Source organism: Pseudogemmobacter bohemicus (genome assembly GCF_003290025.1).
GTDB lineage: Bacteria > Pseudomonadota > Alphaproteobacteria > Rhodobacterales > Rhodobacteraceae > Pseudogemmobacter > Pseudogemmobacter bohemicus.
This window is the reverse complement of the sequence record NZ_QNHG01000001.1, coordinates 127,780-149,851: the sequence shown is the minus strand read 5'-3', so window position 1 is coordinate 149,851 and position 22,072 is coordinate 127,780. Positions and strand designations below refer to the sequence as shown.

20 protein-coding genes are annotated in these 22,072 nt (G+C 63.8%); 8 read left to right on the top strand and 12 right to left on the bottom strand.

Translation table 11 applies throughout. The annotated features are described in order from the left end of the window. Positions 1-3: 3 nt before the first annotated feature. A complete protein-coding gene (locus DRF71_RS00645) occupies positions 4-822 on the top strand; it encodes a ribonuclease E inhibitor RraB (RefSeq protein WP_112308717.1) in 819 nt (272 codons plus the stop codon). A 145-nt stretch (positions 823-967) separates the two neighbouring features. On the opposite strand, the gene DRF71_RS00640 is transcribed toward DRF71_RS00645, so the two are convergent. Next, entirely contained in the window at positions 968-1,954 is a 987-nt protein-coding gene (locus DRF71_RS00640) for a 2-hydroxyacid dehydrogenase (RefSeq protein ID WP_112308716.1), read from the bottom strand. A 140-nt stretch (positions 1,955-2,094) separates the two neighbouring features. Here DRF71_RS00640 and DRF71_RS00635 point away from each other — a divergent pair, with 140 nt between their 5' ends. The 4 genes from DRF71_RS00635 to DRF71_RS00620 all read left to right on the top strand — a co-directional run bounded on the left by DRF71_RS00635 (position 2,095) and on the right by DRF71_RS00620 (position 5,907). Then, positions 2,095-2,736 carry an SH3 domain-containing protein gene (locus tag DRF71_RS00635; RefSeq protein WP_198672033.1) on the top strand — a complete coding sequence of 214 codons (642 nt, stop codon included), beginning with the start codon at positions 2,095-2,097 and terminating at the stop codon, positions 2,734-2,736. 150 nt (positions 2,737-2,886) lie between these two features. Further along, a complete protein-coding gene (locus DRF71_RS00630; RefSeq protein WP_112308715.1) occupies positions 2,887-3,789 on the top strand; it encodes a cation diffusion facilitator family transporter in 903 nt (300 codons plus the stop codon). A 202-nt stretch (positions 3,790-3,991) separates the two neighbouring features. Continuing rightward, positions 3,992-4,723 carry a TetR family transcriptional regulator C-terminal domain-containing protein gene (locus DRF71_RS00625; RefSeq protein ID WP_232831233.1) on the top strand — a complete coding sequence of 244 codons (732 nt, stop codon included), beginning with the start codon at positions 3,992-3,994 and terminating at the stop codon, positions 4,721-4,723. Beyond that, positions 4,723-5,907, top strand: a complete 1,185-nt coding sequence (locus DRF71_RS00620; protein WP_112308714.1) for a pyridoxal phosphate-dependent aminotransferase — start codon at positions 4,723-4,725, stop codon at positions 5,905-5,907. The genes DRF71_RS00625 and DRF71_RS00620 overlap by 1 nt, the downstream gene beginning before the upstream one ends. 27 nt (positions 5,908-5,934) lie before the next feature. Here DRF71_RS00620 and DRF71_RS00615 read toward each other — a convergent pair whose 3' ends face one another. Further along, entirely contained in the window at positions 5,935-7,080 is a 1,146-nt protein-coding gene (locus tag DRF71_RS00615; RefSeq protein WP_112308713.1) for an MFS transporter, read from the bottom strand. 241 nt (positions 7,081-7,321) lie between these two features. Between DRF71_RS00615 and DRF71_RS00610 the strand changes: the two genes are divergently transcribed. Then, positions 7,322-7,921 carry a 50S ribosomal protein L25/general stress protein Ctc gene (locus tag DRF71_RS00610; RefSeq protein ID WP_112308712.1) on the top strand — a complete coding sequence of 200 codons (600 nt, stop codon included), beginning with the start codon at positions 7,322-7,324 and terminating at the stop codon, positions 7,919-7,921. Positions 7,922-8,004: 83 nt separating this feature from the next. Here DRF71_RS00610 and DRF71_RS00605 read toward each other — a convergent pair whose 3' ends face one another. Together DRF71_RS00605 and DRF71_RS00600 are read right to left on the bottom strand one after the other, a co-directional pair. Then, positions 8,005-8,319, bottom strand: a complete 315-nt coding sequence (locus DRF71_RS00605; protein ID WP_112308711.1) for an antibiotic biosynthesis monooxygenase family protein — start codon at positions 8,317-8,319, stop codon at positions 8,005-8,007. A gap of 35 nt (positions 8,320-8,354) precedes the next feature. Further along, entirely contained in the window at positions 8,355-9,173 is an 819-nt protein-coding gene (locus tag DRF71_RS00600) for an FkbM family methyltransferase (RefSeq protein ID WP_157970846.1), read from the bottom strand. Between the two features lie 2 nt (positions 9,174-9,175). On the opposite strand from DRF71_RS00600, the gene pth reads away from it, so the two are divergent. Both pth and DRF71_RS00590 read left to right on the top strand, forming a co-directional pair. After that, positions 9,176-9,871 (top strand): aminoacyl-tRNA hydrolase, encoded by a 696-nt coding sequence (gene pth / locus DRF71_RS00595; RefSeq protein WP_112308709.1) that lies wholly within the window; start codon positions 9,176-9,178, stop codon positions 9,869-9,871. A gap of 82 nt (positions 9,872-9,953) precedes the next feature. Beyond that, positions 9,954-10,238, top strand: a complete 285-nt coding sequence (locus DRF71_RS00590) for a hypothetical protein (RefSeq protein ID WP_112308708.1) — start codon at positions 9,954-9,956, stop codon at positions 10,236-10,238. Positions 10,239-10,322: 84 nt separating this feature from the next. On the opposite strand, the gene DRF71_RS00585 is transcribed toward DRF71_RS00590, so the two are convergent. The 8 genes from DRF71_RS00585 to DRF71_RS00550 form a co-directional block, all read right to left on the bottom strand. Further along, positions 10,323-12,107, bottom strand: coding sequence for an MFS transporter (locus DRF71_RS00585; RefSeq protein ID WP_198672032.1), 1,785 nt, complete (start codon positions 12,105-12,107; stop codon positions 10,323-10,325). Positions 12,108-12,390: 283 nt separating this feature from the next. After that, entirely contained in the window at positions 12,391-13,062 is a 672-nt protein-coding gene (locus DRF71_RS00580) for an adenylate kinase (RefSeq protein ID WP_112308706.1), read from the bottom strand. 7 nt (positions 13,063-13,069) lie between these two features. Further along, a complete protein-coding gene (gene acs, locus DRF71_RS00575) occupies positions 13,070-15,037 on the bottom strand; it encodes an acetate--CoA ligase (protein WP_112309888.1) in 1,968 nt (655 codons plus the stop codon). 143 nt (positions 15,038-15,180) lie between these two features. Then, complete coding sequence (locus DRF71_RS00570) at positions 15,181-15,435, bottom strand: hypothetical protein (protein WP_112308705.1); 255 nt, start codon at positions 15,433-15,435, stop codon at positions 15,181-15,183. A gap of 78 nt (positions 15,436-15,513) precedes the next feature. After that, a complete protein-coding gene (locus DRF71_RS00565; RefSeq protein ID WP_112308704.1) occupies positions 15,514-17,805 on the bottom strand; it encodes a glycosyl hydrolase family 28-related protein in 2,292 nt (763 codons plus the stop codon). Positions 17,806-17,992: 187 nt separating this feature from the next. Then, positions 17,993-19,585, bottom strand: coding sequence for a lysine--tRNA ligase (locus DRF71_RS00560; protein WP_112308703.1), 1,593 nt, complete (start codon positions 19,583-19,585; stop codon positions 17,993-17,995). A 157-nt stretch (positions 19,586-19,742) separates the two neighbouring features. Further along, positions 19,743-20,381, bottom strand: a complete 639-nt coding sequence (locus DRF71_RS00555; RefSeq protein ID WP_112308702.1) for a hypothetical protein — start codon at positions 20,379-20,381, stop codon at positions 19,743-19,745. A gap of 36 nt (positions 20,382-20,417) precedes the next feature. Further along, complete coding sequence (locus DRF71_RS00550) at positions 20,418-21,884, bottom strand: OmpA family protein (RefSeq protein WP_112308701.1); 1,467 nt, start codon at positions 21,882-21,884, stop codon at positions 20,418-20,420. Positions 21,885-22,072: the final 188 nt, after the last annotated feature.

The following is a 22,072-nucleotide window of genomic DNA, read 5'->3' as shown; positions in this document are numbered from 1 at the left end:
CCCATGTTGAAAAAGATCGTTTCGCTGCTCCTCGGCCTGTTCCCGGCGGCCCATCCGGCCCCGGCCCGGACCGCCTTGCCCGCAGATACCGGCAACGATCACTGGATGACCTATGATCGCGCGACCGGGGATGGGCAGCCGCTGGTGGTGCTGACCCGCACCGGCAATGCCCGCGCCGGGGCGCTGCTGGAAAACGGGCAGGCCAGCGTCGTGATCTGCGAGGCCGATCCGCAGACTGTCGGAGAGCGGGGCATGCCGATTGGCACCGCCCGCCTCTATGCGCTTGAGGATATCTTTGCCGGTGATCCCGGCTTTCTCGCGACCGGCGCCCTCCATATCGCGAGCGTGACCGGCCAAGGGCAGCGCCGGATCTATCTTGTGCATCCCGGGGCGCTGGAGCTGACGCCCTGGCTGGCAGGTTTTCAGGTACAGGGATTTACCTGCCAGGCCACGCCGGTGGAGGATCGTCCTGCCCTGATCGCGCTGATCACCCCAACGAGGGTTGAGGCCCAGCTGAACGGGGATCAGAGCGTTATGGCCAGCCTGCAAAAGCATGGCGATGACGGCAGCGCCACGCGCAACACCGATTTCTGGTTCTATGGCGAGCGGCTGGCGCTGGATCTGGTTGCCGCCGGTCTCGCGCCGCATGGCTTCACCGTCAATGACTGGACCAGCGATCCGCCCGGCGTCATCCTGTCGCGTGACATGCCCGTCACCTGGCCGGAATTCCAATGGCTGACCCCCATTCTCGTCGGGGTGGAAGAGCGCACCGGAACCGAATATTCGGGCTGGGAGACCATGGTTGTCAGACCGCCCGCCTGAGGCGGTGGAAAAGGCCTGCACCGGGAGCCCCCACCAAGGACAGCGCCAAGAACAGTACTGGGTCACCAACCGGGCGCACCACCGGGGGCATCCGGATGTCGGCCATAAACGCCCGGCTTTCAGGACCCGGCTTCAGGGCCCTGGCTTAAAGCATCCCCGGAACGACCTGATCCGGCGGCCGGTGACCATCGGCGAAGGTCTTGATATTGATCAGAACCTTCTCACCCATCTCGATCCGCCCCTCGATGGTCGCCGAGCCCATATGCGGCAGCAAAACCACATTCGGCTCCTCGCGCAGACGCGGGTTGATCTCGTTGCCGCGCTCATAGACGTCAAGGCCGGCGCCCGCTATCTCGCCCGCCCGCAGCGCCCGGGTCAGTGCATTCTCGTCGATCACCTCACCGCGCGAGGTGTTCACAACCACCGATGTCGGCTTCATCAGCTTGAGGCGGCGCGCATTCAGCAGGTGGAAGGTCGAGGGCGTATGCGGGCAGTTGATCGAGAGGATATCCATCCGGGCCAGCATCTGATCGAGGCTCTCCCACCAGGTCGCCTCCAGCTCGGTCTCGACCTCGGGGCGCACCCGGCGGCGGTTGTGATAATGGACCTGGCAGCCAAAGGCGCGCGCGCGCCGTGCCACCGCCTGGCCGATCCGCCCCATGCCAAGAATGCCGAGCCGCTTGCCCGCCAGCCGCGAGCCAAGGAAGGACATCGGTGTCCAGCCCTCCCATTTGCCACTGGCCATCGAGGCGATGCCTTCGGGGATGCGCCGCGTCACCGCCATGATCAGCGCCATGACCATATCGGCAGTGTCCTCGGTCACCACGCCCGGCGTGTTCGAGACAAGGATCCCGCGCGAGCGCGCCGTCGCCACGTCGATATGATCAACCCCGGCGCCGTAATTCGCGATCAGTTTCAGCCGGTCGCCGGCCTGGCCGATCAGACCGGCATCAATCTGATCGGTGATCGTCGGCACCAGCACATCGCAGCTTTGCATCGCGGCAAGCAGCTCGTCGCGGGTCATTTTCACATCCGGATCGCGCAGCCGGACGTCGAACAGCTCCTTCATCCGGGTCTCGACCGGCTCGGGCAAGCGTCGCGTCACAACAACAGTCAGGCGTGGCGATGGCATGGTGTCTCCCTCAACTCTTCCATCAGGCGCGTCTTGGGTGCAGAGTGGAGAGAAGCGGGGCGGACCACAAGCCCCCGCAACGAGGTCGGGACCATTCAGGATTGCGCGGGGATCTTCTCCGCCAGGGCAGGCAACGCAAAATGAGCATCGCAGCAAAGACGAACGGCCCGCTGTCGGGCCAGAAGAAACGCCTGACCATGGCAGCGCTGCTTTGCGCGGCGCTGATCACCGCGCCCGCATTGCAGGCACAGGCCGATGAAGCCACGGAAACCGCGATCGAAACGGCGGTTGCGGCCACTTCGGCAGGTGCGGCGGCCACGGGCGCGGCGAAACCGGCCAAAGAATGCAAACCCGGGATCGGCTGCGTCACCAATCTGCCGCTGCCGCGCTATGTCTCGCTCAAGGGCGATCAGGGCAATGCAAGGCGCGGCCCCGGCCTGACCCATCGCGTCGACTGGGTTTTCACCCGTCCCGGCATGCCGCTGCGGGTCACCGCCGAATATGAGAACTGGCGCCGGGTCGAGGATCAGGACGGGGCCGGCGGCTGGGTGCATTACGCGCTGCTGTCGGGTGTGCGCTCGGCATTGATCACCACCGATATGGCGGAATTCCGCGACGCCCCCCGCGCAGATGCCAGGGTCACCGCCCAGGCAGAAATGGGCGTGGTCGCGCGCATCCTGCAATGCGAACCCGACTGGTGCCGCATCTCTGCCGGCGGTGAGCGCGGCTGGGTCCAGAAAACCGCACTCTGGGGTGTTGATCCCGGTGAGACCATCGAATAACTGCGGCGCACTTTGCCGGCCTGCGCCTCCGGCGGGAGTATTTTCGTCAAGAGGAAGGTGCATTTCCCCTGATAAAAGTACTCCGGGGGAGTCATCCGTCAGGATGACGGGGGCAGCGCCCCCATGCGGCACCGGCCAGAGGACTGCGCGATGAGCGAAAAAGACAATAGAACCGCGCTCAGTCTCTCGGCCGGTATTGCTTCGGTCGCGGTGGCCTCGGTGCTGGTCGGGCTGAAACTCTGGGCAGTGCTGGCGACCGGCGCGCTTTCGGTCGCCGCCTCGCTGGCCGACAGCGCGGTCGATCTGGTGATGTCGCTGGCCGCCGCCACTGCGATCCTTTACGCCGCCCGCCCCGCCGATGAGGATCACGCCTTCGGCCACAGCTCGGCCGAGGATCTGACGGCGCTGGCCCAGGCCCTGCTGGTCACCGGCTTGGCCGGTTTCATCGGCTGGTCGGCGCTTGACCGGCTGATCAATGGCGGGGTGGAGCATCTTGGCTCCGAAGGGACCGGCACGCTGGTGATGATCGTCTCGATCCTGCTCACCCTGGTGCTGGTCTGGTGGCAGGGGCGGGTTGCGCGGCTGACCGGCAATCGCGTCGTGGCCGCTGACCGGCTGCATTATCTGGGCGATCTGATGCCGGCGGTCGGCGCCGTCATCGCATTGCAGGCCTCGCAGCATCTGGGGATCACCGGCCTTGATTCCTGGGTCGCGCTGCTGGCGGCCGGGATCATGCTGATCGGCGGTTTCCGCATCGGCAAGGCCGCCTGGGATGCGCTGATGGACCGCCGCGCCGATCCTGCGATCATCCGGGGCATCACAGAGCTGGCCCGCACCTGGCCAGGCCTGCGCGGCTTTCACGATCTCAAGACCCGCACCAGCGGCAGCCGGATCTTCGTCAACCTCCATATCGAGCTGGACGGCGATCAGAGCCTGCGCGCCGCCCATGAGATCGGCGCCTCGCTGCGGCGCGAGATCCTGCGGCGCTGGCCGGATTGCGATGTGATCATCCACAAGGACGTGGCCGCGGAGGGCGACAATCCCGGCACCTGACCGCAGCCCCCCCGGACAGCACGCCCGGCAGCACTCCCGGCGGCATCGGGTGCAGGCGGTTGATTTCCCGCCTCTGCAGCCCAGTCTTGCACTGGACAAGGAACGATCTTGCCGCAAAATCGGGACAGTGTAGAATAATCAATTATCCGGATGTGCAATTCCTGATATATCCCGTCTCCCACCTGCCAGCAGAAAGGATCCGATGACCAGTTCCGACAAGCCGGATGCTTTGCCATTCTCCTCTTCTGATATGCAGCAATCCGGTTCCGAACGCCGCCCCTATATCCGCGACACCGAAGAGAACCGGCGCGAATCGCTGATCTCTGCGGCGCAAGCGCTGGTGGCCGAGGGCGGGCGCCCGGCGGCGACGGTCCGGGCGATCGCGGCACGGGCCGGTGTTACCCCGGGGCTGATCCGCCATTATTTCGGCTCGAAAGAGGAATTGCTGCGCGCCGCCTATGTCGCCCTGATGGATGGGATGACCGGCACGGGCGAAGAGGCGCTGACCGGGCTGGGCAGCGATCCGGCCAGCCGGCTTGCAGCCTTTGTCGCGGCCTCGCTGCGGCCGCCGGTGCTGGATCCAAAGGCGGTGGGGCTTTGGGCGGGTTACCTGCATCAGGTCCAGTCCGATACCGGCCTGCTGGCGCAGCATGAACGCTCTTACCTGCGCTACCGCGACCGCCTCCAGCAACTGATCGCCGATCTCGGCCGCCCCGCACGACCCGGCCAGCTACGCCGCGAGGCCATCGCCTGCAATGCGGTGATCGACGGGCTCTGGCTGGAGGGCTCGGTCCTGACCGGGCATTTCGCCGAAGACGAGCTGATCGGGATCGGCCTCGCTTCAGTCGGCGCCATTCTGGGCGTCGGACTGACCCTGCCCGCCCGCGCTGCCGACAAGTCCCCCCCAGACAAGACCCGCTCCGGAGAGACCTGATGCGCTATTCCTCTGTACATGACCGCCTGTCCGGGCTGGGATCGGCGAAATGGGCCGTGCATCGCCTCGCGCGTGAGATGAAGGCCCAGGGTCTGCGCATCATCGAGCTGACCATAGGCGAGCCGGACAGCCCCACGCCCCCCGCGCTGATCGAGACCGCTCGGGCTGCGATGCGGCCAGGACGGCTGGGCTATTCCGATGGCCGGGGCGAGCCTGGCCTGCGCGCAGCGCTGGCACGGCGCTATACGGAACGGCGCGGGCGTGAATTCGGGTCCGATCAGGTCATCTGCCTGCCCGGCACCCAGACCTGCCTTTACGGCATCTTCCGCACCCTTGTCGAAAGCGGCGATGAGGTGCTGCTGGGCGATCCGATGTATGCCACCTATGAAGGGCTGATCCGCCAGACCGGCGCCACCCCGGTGCCGGTGCCGCTGCTTCCGGAAAACGGCTTCCGGATGCGGGCAGCGGATGTGGCAGCGAGGATCACGCCGGCAACGCGGGTGATCTTCCTCAACACGCCGCATAACCCGACCGGCGCCGTGCTGACCCGCGAGGATATCGCGGAAATCGGCGCGCTGGCGGTGAAACATGATCTCTGGATCGTCTCGGATGAGGTCTATGAGGACCTGATCTTCCCGGGCGTCGCCTTCACCTCACCGCTGGACCTGCCCGAACTGGCCGAGCGCGCCATCTGCGCCGCCTCGATCTCGAAATCCCATGCAGCACCCGGCTTCCGCTCGGGCTGGGTGGTGGGGCCGCAGGATTTCACCGCGAAACTGCTGCCGCTTTCAGAAATCATGCTTTTCGGCAGCCAGCCTTTCCTTGCGGATATGACCGAACTTGCCGTTTCCGAACCTTCGCCGATCGCCGCCGAGATGGTTGCGCGGTTCTCGCGCCGGGCGGCTCTGGTGGTCGGGGCGCTGGATGCCCGGGCCGGGCTCAAGGTGCACCGGCCCGAGGCCGGCATGTTCGCGCTGGTCGATATCCGCTCCACGGGCCTGTCCGGCCAGGACTTCGCCCTCGGCCTCCTGCGCGAGCGCCATGTCGCCGTCATGCCGGGCGAAAGCTTTGGCGAAGGGCTTGCGGGCTGGCTTCGCCTGTCGCTGACCCAGCCCGATGAAGCGATTTCCGAGGCCTGCGAGCAGATCCTCGCCCATGCTAAGGCAGAGCGCGCGGCGGCCTGAAATCATCCCTCGGATCAGCCCGCAGATCTACCCGCGCGAGGCCCGCCGCATCAGCGGCGCCAGCACCAGGATCACCATCAGCATCACGGCGGCAAAGACAAAGGCCGCCCGCAGGCTGAAAGTGCCCGCAATGACCCCAAGCGCCGGCGGCCCGATGAAATAGCCGAAATAGCCGTATAGCGTCGCCCGCGCCACCGCCCGCGCCCGCGCGCCCTCGGCCGAATGGCGCCCGACCAGAGAGAATGCGGTCGGCGCAATCACCGAGGCCCCCACCCCCATGGTGATGAACCCGGCATAGGCCATGGCCGGCGTCCCCGCCTGCGAGGCGATCAGCGCGCCAAAAGCCGCGACCAGGGCGCCTCCCATCAAAAGGCGGAACGGATCCAGCCGCGCCACCAGCCCCTGCCCCAAAAGCCGCGCCACCCCCATGGTCAGCGCCAGCGCCGCCGGGCCAAGCGCCCCCTGTTCAGGGCTGCCGCCCAATGTCTTCTCGATATGCAAAGCCGACCAGCCCTCGGCCGCGTTTTCTGTAAGGAAGGCGATCAGCACCATACCGCCGCCGATCACCGGCACGAGGCCCAGTCCCCGCCCCCCCGCCTCTGGCCGTTTCAGCCCATGAATGGCGCCGTCACGCTCAATAGTCAGCATCGCGAAGACCAGCGCCAGCGCCGCCATGGTTCCAAGCACCATATCCGGGCTCCAGCCCATCCCGCGCAGTTGCCCGGTGCAAATGGCACCCCCCGCATAGCCAAAGGAATAAGCGGCATGGGCAAGGTTCATCAGATGCACCTTACGCGTGGTCTCGATCTCGGCCGTCCGCGCATTCATCAGCACATCGGTCAGCCCGGTGCCGAAACCGCAAACCATCATCGCCAGCGGGAACATCCAGGGCACCGTCACCAGGCCCGGCAGCATGAAGGCCAAAGCCATCGCCCCCGCCGCCAGCGGCAACGCAACCCGCCCCAGCCGGTGCCCGATCAGCGGCGCGATCAGCATGGCGGAAACCGCCGCAAGCGGCGTGAAGAGCAAAAGCCCGCCCAGCCGCGCCTCATTCACCCCCAGCTGCGCCTTCACATCGGGCAACAGGGCCGCGAAGGATCCCCAGAGGATCCCCATCGCTGCAAAGGCGAAAACCACCGCCCGCGCAGTCACCACAGTTCCCAGGAAAGACATCAGGCTCCTCCGACACGGCTCCTTCTGCCAGGGCCGGCAGCCCCCGTCCATCCCGGAAGCGACACCCGGTCTGCCGGAACGCAGTTTCCTCTTCCTCCTGAACCCAATACTCCCGCCTGAGGCATCCGCGACCCGTCAAAGGCGCCGAGTTTGTCCTTTCCTTTCCCCCGATTCCCCGCTATAGGCCCGCATCCGCCATGCACCCTTGGAGGATGGCGGTTTTATCAAATGGAGAATACCAATGGCACGCGAGATCCCTGATCTTCTGGCCGTGGTGCGGACGGGGACAGGCAAGGGGGCCGCCCGTCAAGCCCGTCGTGAGGGCAACGTACCCGGCATCATCTACGGCGACAGCAAAGAGCCGACGCCGATTTCGGTGAATTACAACTACCTGCTGAAGAACCTGAAAAAAGGGCGCTTCCTGCAGACGCTGTTCAACCTCAGGGTTGAAGGCCAGGCCGATCAGCATGTGATCTGCCGCGGCGTGCAGCGCGACGTGGTCAAGGACCTTCCTACCCATGTCGACTTCATGCGCATCCACGATAATTCGCGGATCAACCTCTTCATCCATGTTGATTTCATCAATGCGGATAAAGCACCCGGCATCAAGCGTGGCGGCACCCTGACCGTCGTGCGCGCCGAGGTCGAGCTGGAAGTCGTTGCTTCCGACATCCCGAGCCACATCACCGTGGATCTGGAAGGCAAGCAGATCGGCGATGTGATCCATATCAATGATGTGACCCTGCCGAAAGGCGTTGCGCCGACCATCGACCGCAACTTCGTGATCGCGAATATCGCGGCACCGTCGGGCCTCGCGGCCGCTGGTGGCGACGAAGAGTGATCCTTGCGGATCCTGAATTGTGAAACGGGGGGCTTCGGCCCCCCGTTTTCATTTTTGCGATATTTTTCTTGCGATTTCGCGGTTCAGACGCCGATGAACTGCACAGATTCGAAGATTTCCAGTTTCGGATGCTCCAGGATCACCCCTTTATGGCCGCCCGCGCCACCATGCGCCGCGCGGAAGGCCTCGGATTTCGTCCAGTCGCGAAAGGCCACCTCGCTCTCCCACATCGTATGCGAGGCATAGAGCCGGACGCCCTCCGCCTCGGCACCCTTCATCAGGTGAAAGCTCAGAAAACCCGGCACCTGCGGCAGATGGGTTTCGCGGCTTTTCCAGATTGCCTCGAACGTGGCTTCCTCGCCGGCCCTCACTTTGAAACGGTTCATGGTCAGATACATGCTGTGCTTCCTCTGTGTTCAGTTCTGTGCGCGTCTCAGACGCTGTCGATGCGGCGAAACACCACCGTTGCGCCGCGCGATCCGTCGGGTTCATAGGCAAAGCCCTGGCGCGACAGCGCGTCAAAAATCCGCCGCGTGCCCTCGGGCCCATAGCTGCCCGGATGGATCTCGGTGATGATCAGGCGGAGCGAGGCCGGCATATCCACCGCCAGCACCGCAAGCTCTGCCCCTTCGATATCGCAGCTGAGCACCGTGGGCGCCAGGCGTGCCAGCAGCGGTTCCGCAGCCAGCGCCGGCACCTCGATCACCTCGGTTCCACGCACCCAGTCCTCGCCCTTTTTCAGCCCCGAGGACCAGAAATTGCCGCGCTGGCCGAATTCCACCACATCGCCCGGGCGGGGCGCGCCCACCACCGCGCCATGGATCAGCCTGACCCCGGGAAAACCGTTCTGGTCCAGCGTGTTGCGCGCGAGGTCAATCGTCGGATCGCCCGCCTCGACACCCGTGACCTGGTCTTCCCCGACCACCCGCGCCGCCAATGCGCAGAGAAAGCCGATCCCGGCCCCGAAATCGACAAAGCGATCCCCGGGCCGCAAATGTTTCAAAAGCGCCGAGGCTTCGGTATTCTCATACCGCCCGCTTTCCAGTGCCTGGGCCAGCCGCCCTGAAAAGGAATTCCCGGGCAGCGTAAGCCTGATCCCCTGAATGGTGAAATGGGCGAGCCCGGCCATGATGCCTCTTGTCAGGTTGAGCAGAGCCCGTTCGGGCGCTATAGCGGCAAGGCTATGCGCAATGACCAGCCGGGTCCAGTGATCGGGCGGCGGGGCAACGCAACCAGCGAGGAGGAGCGGCACGCATGAAACTCTTTGTCGGCCTTGGCAATCCGGGAGCAAAATATGCCGGCAACCGGCATAATATCGGCTTCATGGCGCTGGACCGCATCGCGGCGGATCATGGTTTCACGCCCTGGAAGAAAGCGTTTCAGGGCGAGGTCTGCGAGGGCCGGCTGGGGCGCGAGAAGGTGATCCTGCTCAAGCCCGCGACATTTATGAACCTCTCGGGTCAGTCGGTGCGGGCGGCGGTCGATTTCTACAAGATCGACCTCGCGGATATCACCGTCCTGCATGACGAGCTGGATCTGGCGCCAGGCAAGCAGCGGGTCAAACAGGGCGGCGGCCATGCCGGGCATAACGGGCTGCGCTCGATCCATGCGCATCTGGGCGAGGCTTATGGCCGGGTGCGGCTGGGGATCGGGCATCCTGGTCATAAGGATGCGGTGGCGCATTATGTGCTGAATGATTTCTCGAAAGCCGATCAGGACTGGCTGGATGACCTTCTGCGCGGCCTCTCGGATGGTGCGGTGGCGCTGGCCGAAGGCGACGGCACCCGCTTTATGAACGCGGTCAGTCTGCGCACCGCACCGCCGCGCTCTTCGGGCGGGACCGATAAGAAGCCGGCGGCAGAAAAGCCCGCAGCCGCGCCACAGGCAGCAGAGCCCGCCCCCGAAGACGCGCGCAATCCTTTGCAAAAGCTGATCGACCGCTTCCGCTGAGACCGGTGGAAAACAGGGCAGGAAATTATGGACCGGACCACCGCTTTGCCGTAACCCCGACAGGCAAAGGGAGAGCATATCCATGACATTCAGCCAGATCATCGTCTCGCAATTCGCCGATCCGTTCCGCATCATCCTGCTTATCGGTCTGGTCTGGACCATGATGCGCACCCGCGCGGCCAGCGGCACGCTGATCCCGCTTGGCGCCGGGATCGTCTTTGTCGCGGTGCTGATCCCGATGACCATGACCGCCGGCAGCGAGATCCCGGTGAAAGACCAGATCCTTGCAGGGCTGGTGACGAATACGGTGATCACCGGCATCGTGCTTGGCGTCTGGGAAGCGGTCAACCGGGCGCGCAAGGGCTGAGAAAGCCAGGGGCGGAAATGAAAGCGGGCCGGGGATTTTCCCGGCCCGTTTCGGTTTCAGACGGTAAGAAGACCGGCGGTCAGATTACTGGTTCTGGTCCGCGAAAATGTCTTTCTTATGGGTGCCGCCCGGGACGAACAGCGCCCCGATCACCACCGTCATCAGCGCGACAACGATCGCATACCACAGGCCGGCATAGATATTGCCGCTCTGGGCCGAGATCGCGAAGGCGGTTGCCGGCAGCAGGCCCCCGAACCAGCCATTGCCGATATGGTAGGGCAGCGACAGGCCGGAGTAACGGATCCGGGTCGGGTAGAGTTCGACCAGCATCGCGGCAATCGGGCCGTAAACCATCGTCACGAGGATGATGAGATAGGTCAGGGTCAGCACGATGGTGATCTTCTGAGCCGAGAAGATGTCGAAGAAGTTGCTCGCCACAGCCACGGTCTCATTCGGCTGGCCCGCAACCGGGTAGCCTGCAGCGCTCAGCGCGTCATTCAGCTCGGTGTCGAAACGCTTCTTCTGATCCGCCGCGTCAGCAGCCGCGCCGGAATAGCCCTGGATCTCGGTCTCGCCGATTTTCACCGATGCGATGGTGCCGGCCGGTGCATCGACCGTTTCCGAATTCGCCGAACGCGCGGTCAGACCGGCTTTCAGGATGTCGCAGGAATTGGTGAATTTCGCGGTGCCGACCGGGTTGAACTGGAACGAGCAGTCAGCCGGATCTGCGGTCACGGTGATCGCGGTCTGATGCGCTGCATAGAGCATCGGGTTCGCGGTTTTGGTCAGGAAACCAAAGACCGGGAAATAGGTGATTGCAGCGATCAGGCAGCCGCCGAGGATGATCGGCTTACGGCCGATTTTATCCGACAGGCGGCCGAAGAAGATGAAGCCATAGGTGCCGAGGATCAGCGACCAGGCCACAAAGACGTTGGCGGTAAAGCTGTCGACCTTGATCACGTTCTGCACATAGAACAGTGCGTAGAACTGGCCCGAATACCAGACCACAGCCTGTCCCGCGGTCAGACCGAACAGCGCGATCAGGGCGATCTTGCCGTTTTTCCAGTTGCCAAAGGCTTCGCGCAGCGGTGCTTTCGAGGCCGAGCCCTCTTCCTTCATCTTCTTGAAGGCAGGCGATTCATTCATCGTCACGCGGATATAAAGCGACACGAGCAAGAGGCCGATCGAGCCGATGAACGGGATCCGCCAGCCCCAGGCGTTGAAGGCTTTCATCATCTGCTGCGTGCCATCGGGGTTCAGAACCGGCTGGCTCGCCGCGTCCAGCACCGGCTGGTCGGGATAGTTGCCGTTCACATAGCCCTGCACCATCAGAATGACGATCAGCGACAGCAAAAGACCCAGCGTCGCCGTGGTCTGGATAAAGGCGGTGAAATAGCCGCGCTGGTTTTGCGGCGCATGTTCCGCCACATAGACCGCTGCGCCGCCATATTCGCCACCAAGCGCCAGGCCCTGCAACATGCGCAGGACGATCAGGATGATCGGCGCCGCGACGCCCCAGGAGTGATAGCTGGGCAGGATACCGACGATAAAGGTCGAGATACCCATGATGAGAATGGTCATCAGGAAGGTGTATTTACGGCCGACAAGGTCGCCCAGCATCCCGAAAACCAGCGCGCCGAAGGGGCGCACGATAAAGCCCGCCGCAAAAGCCAGCAGCGCGAAAACGTTGCGGGTGGCTTCCGGGAAGGGCGTGAAGAACTGTGCGCCGATGATGGCGGCCAGCGATCCGTAAAGGTAAAAATCATACCATTCGAAGATCGTCCCGGCGGAAGAGGCGAGAATAACCTTCTTCTCTTCCCGGGTCATGGGGCGTGAGCGGTCGCGCACGTCCGGTGTTGATGCTGCCATCTGGCTTCCTCCATGTCTGACCGCCCGTTCCGGGTCGGCCTCTCCCTGTTGTCCCGTCCCTGGCCTGAAAAGGCACAAAGACACACCCGCGCCCGAAAGCGTCTCATGCGCCCGGGCGGTATCCCGACAGATCGCCCCGGCTCGCGGGGCGTCTGCCAGCCGGCCCCCGCAGGGATCCGGCGATTGTTGATGTGACCGGCTTGCGGGGGGTCATGCGCCGCCCCTGATCCGTTCACCCCCTTATCCGCTCACCAGGGGCCCTCCTCCCCCGGAAAGCGGCGTTTCAGACCGCGACCCGGCCGGTGATGCGGCCAAGCGAGGCGGTTACCTCCGCAATGGGAGCCATCGCGTCGATGCGCTCCAGCACACCTTTCGCCTCGTAAAAGGCGATCAGCGGCGCCGTCTGTGCGTGATAGGCTTTCAGCCGCTCGCGCACCGTGGTGGCATTGTCATCGGCCCGGCGTTTCATGTCCGTACCACCGCATTTGTCGCAGGTGCCGGCCTTGGCCGGCTTGCGGAATCTGTCGTGATAGCCCTCGCCGCAGGCGCCGCAGGTGTAGCGGCCGGAAACCCGCTCGACCATCGCCTCGTCATCGACCTCAAGGCTGACCGCCGCGGTGATCCGGCGCCCCTGGTCGGCCAGCAGCTGATCCAGCGCGGCGGCCTGGCCGTCGGTGCGGGGGAAGCCATCAAGAATGATCCCCTTGTTGCAATCGGGCTGCGCCATCCGCTCTTGCAGGATCGCCAGCACGATCTCATCCGAGACCAGCGCCCCGGCCTCCATCACCGCCTTCGCGGCGAGGCCGGCCGGCGTGCCGGCAGCCACGGCAGCGCGCAGCATATCGCCGGTGGAAAGCTGGATGAGACCATTCTCCTCCTCCAGCATCCTGGCCTGGGTGCCTTTGCCTGCGCCGGGGGGGCCGAGCAGGATCAGAACCGGGGTCTCATCGCTCATCTTGTGCTCATCCCTTATTCATCCTGTTTTGGATGATGTCATCGACGACGGTTGGGTCAGCGAGGGTTGAGGTGTCACCGAGGGCTGCGAAGTCGTTTTCGGCGATTTTTCTGAGGATGCGGCGCATGATCTTGCCGGAGCGGGTTTTCGGGAGGCCGGGGGCGAACTGGATCAGGTCGGGTTTGGCGATCGGGCCGATCTCGGTGCGGACCCAGGCCTCCAGCTCCTTGCGCAATTCCGGCGAGGGCTGGACGCCGTTCATCAGCGTGACATAGGCGTAGATGCCCTGGCCTTTCAGGTCATGCGGATAGCCCACCACCGCCGCCTCGGCGACTTTCTCATGCGCGACCAGGGCAGATTCGACCTCGGCCGTGCCCATCCTATGGCCCGAAACATTGATCACGTCATCGACCCGGCCGGTGATCCAGTAATAGCCATCCGCGTCGCGGCGGCAGCCGTCGCCGGTGAAATAATAGCCCTTATACTGGCTGAAATAGGCCTCTTCGAACCGCGCATGATCGCCCCAGAGGGTGCGCATCTGACCCGGCCAGCTGTCGGCGATACACAGCACGCCCTCGCATTCGGTCTCTTCCTGAACGGCCGCCGTTTGCGGGTCCAGCACCACCGGCTTCACCCCGAAGAAGGGGAAGGTCGCCGAGCCCGGCTTCGTCGCCGTAGCCCCCGGCAGGGGCGTCAGCATATGGCCGCCGGTCTCGGTCTGCCAGAAGGTGTCGACGATCGGCAGTTTCCCTTTTCCAACATATTTGTCGTACCAGGCCCATGCTTCGGGGTTGATAGGTTCACCAACCGAACCAAGCAGCTTCAGGCTGCTCAGATCATGCTTCTCGACGAAATCCGGCCCCATCCCCATCAGCGACCGGATCGCGGTCGGCGCGGTGTAGAACTGGTTGACCTTGTGTTTGGCGCAGACCTCCCAGAAACGGCCGGCATCGGGGAAGGTCGGAACACCTTCGAACATCAGCGTGGTGCCGCCATTCGCCAGCGGCCCATAGACGATATAGGAGTGGCCGGTGACCCAGCCGACATCCGCCGTGCACCAATAGACATCGCCATCATGGTAATCGAACGTATATTGATGCGTCATCGCGGCATAGACGAGGTAGCCGCCCGAGGTATGAACGACCCCCTTCGGCTTGCCGGTCGAGCCGGAGGTGTAGAGGATGAACAGCGGATCCTCGGCGCCCACCTCGACATAGGGGCAATAGGGACGGGCCTCGGCCATCTCGGCCAGCAGATCGAAATCGCGCCCCGAGACCCAGGAGGTCTGCTCGCCGGTGCGCTTGACGACCAGACATTTGACGCGGTCCGAACAGTGCAAAAGCGCCTTGTCGGTATTGTCCTTGAGCCCGGTCTTCTTGCCGGCGCGCGGCGCCCAGTCGGCGGTGATGACAAGCTTCGCCTCGGAATCATTGATGCGGTTCGCCAGAGCATCTGGAGAAAAGCCACCGAAAACAACGGAATGCACCGCGCCGATCCGGGCGCAGGCCAGCATCGCATAGGCCGCCTCGGGGATCATCGGCAGGTAAAGAACAACCCGGTCGCCCTTTTTGACGCCATGCGCCTTCAGCACATTGGCCATGCGCGAGACCTGCTCCAGCAGCTCGCGGTAAGTGATGTGGCGGGCGGCATCGGTGGCGGGATCATCCGGCTCCCAGATGATCGCGACCTGGTCCGCGCGGTCGATCAGATGGCGGTCGATGCAATTCGCCGCCACATTCAGCGAGCCGTCGCCGAACCAGCGGATCGAGATATTCCCGGGCGCGAAGCTCGTCTCCTTCACCACCGTGTAAGGCGCGATCCAGTCCAGACGAAGACCCTCACGACCCCAGAACCCCTCGGGCGAGACAACCGATTCCCCATAAAGACGCGCGTAACCCGCCGCATCAACATGCGCTCCCAGCGCAAATTCCGATGACGGCGCGCGGCTCCCGCGCGGATCGGGCTGGTCTTTCATGGCATCCTCCCCCTGGTCTTTCGGCACATTCAACTGCAACCATCAGATCGCCGGAACCCGAGGCGCTTGCCCCGATCACGACATCTCTCTCCCATATACAGTTTAGCGTGAGGTGAATTTTTAAGTAACCCCTGTTATCACAATCATTTTTCTGTAAATTTTTTCACTGAAAGTATGTCAATAATGTAAATTAAGACAAGGATTGCCCCAGGTTTGACATTTTTTTCAACACCCTGGCCGTTCACAGACCCGCGATCCCGCTGCGATCCAGCGTGAACGGCGCGGATTATCCGGATGTGGAACAGCGCGCGCCCCTTGTCCGGAAACTTCCTTTCGGGATTCACCATTTCCAGCGCAAGAAAATGATTCGCGCCTGCACCGCTCCTTTCATCCGCCATCCATCCGGCCGCGCAAAGCAAAAGGGCGGCCCGAAGACCGCCCCTTCCCGATGGGTTCCGTTGCGCGTGGTGTGGATCTCAGACCGGCAGATCCATCCGCATCGTCACCACGACCCGGCCCTTGACCGCCTCGCCCCAGCGGAGCTGAACCTGGTTGCCGCCGGTCCCCTGCCCCGGCAGCGCGGTGGGCGAGATATAGCGCAGCGCATTGCTGGCATTGGTCACCGCGTTTTCGGGCTGCGCCGCCTCGACCATGCGGATACGGCCGCCAAAGGGGATATATCCCGACGCATCCACCACCCAGGTCTCGGCATTGGTGTTCTGGACATGCTGCGCCACCACCGGGTTCGAGATCGACTGCGCGACCTGATTATAGGTATTGGCCGAGACCCGCACATCGCGCGAACGGGTGAAATCCAGCGTCGAATGGGTGGTATCGACGCGATCCACCCGGTCAATCGTGGCGTTGAACACCCGGAACGTGTTGTTCTCCATACAGAAGCCGTTCAGGAAATGTCCCGGCCCATAGGGCTTGACCACCACCCAGCGAAAGGCCGAGGACACATCCGAGGCGATAAAGATATTGCCGACGATATTCAGCCCGCCAAACGAGAATTCATTGTTGAACTCGGGATTGGCGTCATGCTCATTGCCCCATTCGATAAAGCAATTGTCGATGTAATTGCCGGTGATCACCGTGGCCACATTGGTCTGGGTCAGCACGATCCCCGCCAGCCGCACCCCTGCCGCCATATCATCGCCCTGGAAGAAATGGTTCGACTGGATCATATGCGAAGTGCCGTTCATCACCGCGAAATGGCGGAAGCGGACGACGCGATTGTTCCGCAGCTTGACGTCATTGGCATTGATATTCATCGCAATGGTGGTGCGGTTCTGTGCCGGCAGCGATTGCTCATCCGAAAGGAACTGGCAGAAATCGACATGCATCCCCTGGCAGCCGGTCCCTGCCGAGGAAATGCCGCGATCCTTCGGGCGGTTGAAGGTGCAGTTCTCGAACCGGTTGACCGATCCGGCCGCCGGCATCATCACCCCCGAGGCAATGCCGAGACAGTTGAACTCGACATCATGGATCTCAAAGCGATTCAGCAGAGAATATCCCCCAAAATCAAGTATGTATTTGAAACGACGGAACGTGTAGGTGCGGGTGCCGGCGGCGCCGTAAAGCGGCTCTGACAGCTCTACCCAGCCGGCTCCGATGTTTTTCGAGCGCACATAGACCTCGCGCCCGACGCCGGTGCCCTCGACCAGCGCCCCGATCGGGATATTGGCGACATTGCTGACGGCGGTAAGCCGCGTATGGTGCGAGGAGGGCGTATAGGTGCCGACCGAGGTGAAAGTCTCGGTATTCCAGGCGGTCGCGCTGATGGCATTCAGCGAGCCGTTCCGCAGCACCCGGCGATTGGAGAAGCTGGTCTGACCCGACAGCGCCGAGACATCGACCGGTGCGGCCAGATCGACCCGGCGCCCGGACATGTCAAAGGTCACATGGTCATTGTAGTAGAACAGTGCCTGCAGCGCGCGCCGGAAGCCCTCGGTATCGTCGCCGAAGGCGCGCGAATAGCTCTCCAGATCGAAGTTCCGCGTCAGCACCAGCCGGTTCGCCGCCGGCATGGTCAGGGTGCCGACGAAACGGATCGGCGCGTTTACCGTCAGATTGCCCTGGATCGCATAGCTCCCCGCAGGCACCAGGATCGTGCGCCCGGCAGCAGCGGTATCGGCACGCTGGAAGGCCGCCATGTCATTGCTGCTGCCATCGCCAACCGCGCCGTGATCCCGCACGTCGACCACATCGGTCAGATCACGCAGCCAGAACGAGGTGACATCCTCGATCACGATATCGTCGATCCTGACCGTCCCACCATTGGGGCCGGTCAGGTCGAGGCCGAAATGGGCAAAGACCGGCTGATGCCCCCAGACCAGATCCACCCCGGGCCGGTTCCCCGCGCCGATGATGGCCTGGACCGTCACCACCTCGCCATAAGAGGACAGGCTCACCGCCGTGCCGGTCTGCGGCACCGATGAGACATTCGTTGCGCCGGCACTCCCCGCCCAGGCCGCGATCCGGACCGCCGGCAGATTGCCCGCAATCGCCTTGATCCGCACCGTCACCCGCAGATACATATCCGGGCGCAAAGGCGTCTGCGCGAAAGCCCGGAGGCGCTGCGTCGATGACGATTTCAGCAGCTCGAAACAGCCGCCGAAATCCTGGTCATTGCCGACCAGAGCCGCCCCCGCGACCCCCACATAAGAGGCATCGCCAGGCCGCCCATTCACTGATGACCAGTTCGCCAGCCCCGCAGAAAATGGCAGCGGCATCAAAGCCAGTCCCTCGGTAATCGCCTTATTCATCTTCGCACCCCCGCCTGGATCAACACCTGCGCCGGACCAGTCCCGCGCCAGACCCCGAAGGAGTTACAAAGAAAGCGTTAACCGCCACTCATGCCGCCGCGCGCCGCCCCTGCCGCCCGCGCAACAAAAAAAGGAGGCCGAAGCCCCCTCTTCCTCTTGACTGAAATACTCCCGCCGGAGGCGCAGATCAGCCTGCAAGCTCTCCGGCCAGGGCCCGGTCGATCAGCGCAATCGATTCCGGCACCCCGTAAAGCGCGACAAAACCGCCAAAGCGGGGCCCTTCCGAGGCCCCAAGCAGCACCTCGTAAAGCGCCTTGAACCAGTCGCGCAGCGGCTCGAACCCGTGATCCTTGCCGACCGCGTAAACGATGGTTTGCAGCGCCTCATCCTCCGCATGACCCTCTTCCGGCCCGGCAAAAGCCTCCAGCCGGGCGCGCAGATCAAGGATCGCCGCGCGCTCAGGGTCACTCGGCAGACGGAACACCCGGTTTGGCGCGATTTTGTCCTGGAAATAGCGCAGCGCAAAACCCGCCGCCGCATTCAGATCCGGGTTCGCCTCGGGCGAAGCATCAGGCGCATAGCGGCGGATAAAACCCCAAAGCCCCGCCGCATCCTTGGCCCCGGCAACGGATGCCAGGTTCAGCAGCATCGCAAAAGGCACCACCATCGTGGATTTCGGCGGTTTGCCGTTATGGATATGCCAGACCGGGTTGTTGACCTGTTGCTCAACCGTCTGATCGGGATAGGCCTTCAGCTGCTGGTGATATTCATCCACCGCCTTCGGGATCACATCCCACCACAGCCGCTTGGCGGTTTTGGGCTTCTGATACATGAAATAGGACAGGCTCTCAGCCGAGGCATAGGTCAGCCATTCGTCAATCGTCAGCCCGTTGCCTTTCGATTTCGAGATTTTCTGCCCCTCGAAATCCAGGAAAAGCTCATAGGTGAAATGGTTCGGTTTGCGACCGCCCAGCACCTCGCAGATCCCGTCATAGATCGGCGTATTGGTCGAGTGATCCTTGCCATACATCTCGAAATCGACATCCAGCTGCGCCCAACGCGCGCCGAAATCCGGCTTCCATTGCAGTTTCACATTACCGCCGGTGACCGGCAGCGTCCATTCGCGGCCCTCTTCATCGTCGAAGGTGATGGTGTGGTTCACCTTGTCGATGGATTTCATCGGCACATAAAGCACGCGACCGGTCTCGGGATGGATCGGCAGGAAGCAGCTATAGGTCTGCTGCCGCTCCTCGCGCAGGCTCGCCAGCATGATCGCCATGATCTCGTCATAGCGTTCCACGCAAAGCTTCAGCGTCGCGTCGAACAGCCCCGCGCGGTAGAATTCGGTCGAGGAGATGAACTCATATTCGAACCCGAACGTATCCAGAAACCGGCGCAGCATGGCATTGTTGTGATGGCCAAAGCTGTCATATTCGCCGAACGGGTCCGGAACAGAGGTCAGCGGCTTCTGGATATTGGCCTTCAGCAGCTCCTGCTGCGGCACATTTTCCGGCACTTTGCGCATCCCGTCGAGATCGTCGGAGAAACAGATCAGCCGGGTCGGAATATCCGAAATCGCCTCGAAGGCGCGGCGGATCATCGTGGTGCGCGCCACCTCGCCAAAGGTGCCGATATGGGGCAAACCGCTCGGCCCATAGCCGGTCTCGAACAGCACATAGCCCTTTTCCGGCGCCTTCTTCTCATAGCGTTTGAGCAGCGCGCGGGCCTCTTCGAAAGGCCAGGCTTTCGACTTCATCGCCGCATCGCGGAGCTCAGACATGAGAATTTCCCTTCCATATCGCCACCGGCGCCAGTGCCGGCAGAATGCCCCGCTTATTGCCGCGAGGGATTTTCGTCAATGCGCGGCCAGGCCCGGGCGCGCCCGACCGCCCAATAAAAGGGGCCTCGCGGCCCCTTTTCCGGTCTTGCCTGCAAGATCAGTGCTCACCACCCGGGCGCGGCGCCTTGCCGGCCGCCAGGTCCCGCGCCTGGGTCACCCATTTATCGCGTGTGACCCGGCCCTTGAACCCTTCCAGATTCTCATCGACCCAGGCGATTTCCGACGCAGTCCAGGCAGCGATCTGGTCGAAATGGAAATAGCCCAGCTTGTGGCACAGCTCTTCCAGCACCGGGCCAACGCCCTTGATCAGCTTCAGATCATCCGGCTTGCCGCCGCGCGCGGCCTCCAGCGAGGCTGGCTTGCTGGCTGCCACCGGCGAAAGCAGCGGCACCGGAGCTGTAGCGGGCGCCGCAACCGGAGACGCCAGCCGGGCATTGCAGGCCGCAAGATCCGCCTCGGTCTGGCCGAGTTTCGCAGCCGAAGCGCTCAGATCGGCCTTCGCTTTTGCGAGATCCGCCTCCATGCCCGCGATCCGCTCAGCTGCGGTGCCACGCGCCTTTTCGCAATCGCCAAGGCTCGCGCGCAGCCGCACCGCCTCATCTGCGGCGGAATGATCCACCTGGATATTGGTCTCGCGGCGCCCCCAGATCAACCAGCCCGCCAGCAGCCCCACCAGAGCGGCGAGCAGAAGAAGCACCCAGATCTCGCCAAGAAGAAACCCCCAATTCCGAAACATCCTGATTCTCCCATGACTCTGTTACCACTGGCCCGATCACTCGGCCCATTCAATCGTCGTGCGCCGGTTGGCGGCTTTGCCTTCTTCGGTGTCATTGCCGGCGACGGGCAGGCTGGCGCCATAGCCCTGCGCCACCAGCGCGGTCGCCGGCACGCCGCGCGCGATCAGCGCTTTCCTGACCGCGACCGCCCGGCGCTGCGACAGGCCAAGGTTCATCCCGGCATCGCCGGTTGAATCGGTATGGCCGCCGATCTTCGCCTTCAGCGCCGCCGTGCCGGTGCAGGGCAGGATGACCGAGGCCAGCCGGTTGATCACCGCGCGCGCATCCGCATCCAGCTGATCCGAGCCCGAGACGAAATTGATCGTCGAGGCGCTGAGGATCGCATTCGCGGCCGCCGTGCATTCCGCCAGCGAGGGCGTGATCTGCGCCACCGGCAGCCAGTAGCCACCGCGCAGTTCCTCGGCCTGGCCGGTCACCGCATTGACGCGCTGCGCGCCGTCCTCACCCTGTGCCGCCACCTCTTCGACGGTGACCGCGACCGCGATCCCGGGCGCTGCGGCCTCAAGATCGCGGATCAGCGCATTGGTCAGCAGCGTGGCATCCGTGCCCGGCCCGACCATGGCCAGCACCTCGGCCGATCCGGGCGCGATCCGGGCCCGCAAAGCCTCGACCGAAGGCAGCCAGCGCATAAGGCCGCGCAGGATCGCGGCATCGCCCGGCGCGCCGATCAGCGCCTGCTTCGCCTCGTTGACGATGCCTTTCAGCCCGGTCGCATCGGTGATCGCGGCCAGGTCCAGCCCGACCGGCAGCTTGCCGCTGACTTTGGCACCGCTGGCCGCATCATAGTCGAAATCCCATTCGGCGGGAGAGCCGTCATCCAGCAGCGTCAGATCCGCCATCGCCTTGCCTGCGGGCAGGGTGTCCAGCACCGCCTGCAAGGCGGCAGCCTCGGCAGGGCTGCGCGCCTGGCCAGTCACCATCAGCCGGTCATCGCTCAGCTCTGCAACGCCGAAATCCAGCGGCACCAGCGCCTCCGCCGCCGCTTTCACCAACGCATCCCAGCCCTCGGGCGCCCCCGAGGCCAGCAGCAGCGGGCCGGAATCCGGCGACCCGGGCAAGGCGCCCAGCCTGGCGCGGAAAGCCTCGGACGGGACCGATCCGGCGCTGGCCAGCATGGCCGCGCCTTCGGCTTTGGTCAGGCTCATCTCATAGGGGCTGGCCTTTGGCAGCACGGTGATCTCGTCATTGACCACCCGGCGCCCATTGACCCCCTCCAGCGCGGCGAGGATCCCGGCCTTCTCGGCCTCGGTATCGGCCATGCCGGTTGCGGTGATGTCGCGCCCCGAAACCGTGGTTGCAATGCCATGGATCGCCGGCGCCACCAGGGCCGCAGACTCCGCGCTTATCCTTTCCTCAATCTCATGGGCATTATAGGCGCGCGCCCAGAGCCCCAATCCGCCAACACCCAACACAAGGGCCAAAACACCAAGCGGCTTGCGCATATCATCCCCCAAGGATTGCCACGGCCGGGACTCTGCCGCGCGCCCCCACAGCGAACAAGGGGGAAGGTTCGCCCATCCCGCGCATGGGCGGTCCGTCGCAGCCTGTCGCACCCCGTCGCGCCCGGGCTTGCCGCTTTCTGCCGCACACACTAGCCTCTCGCCAGAAAAGGCATCGGAGAGATGAGCCC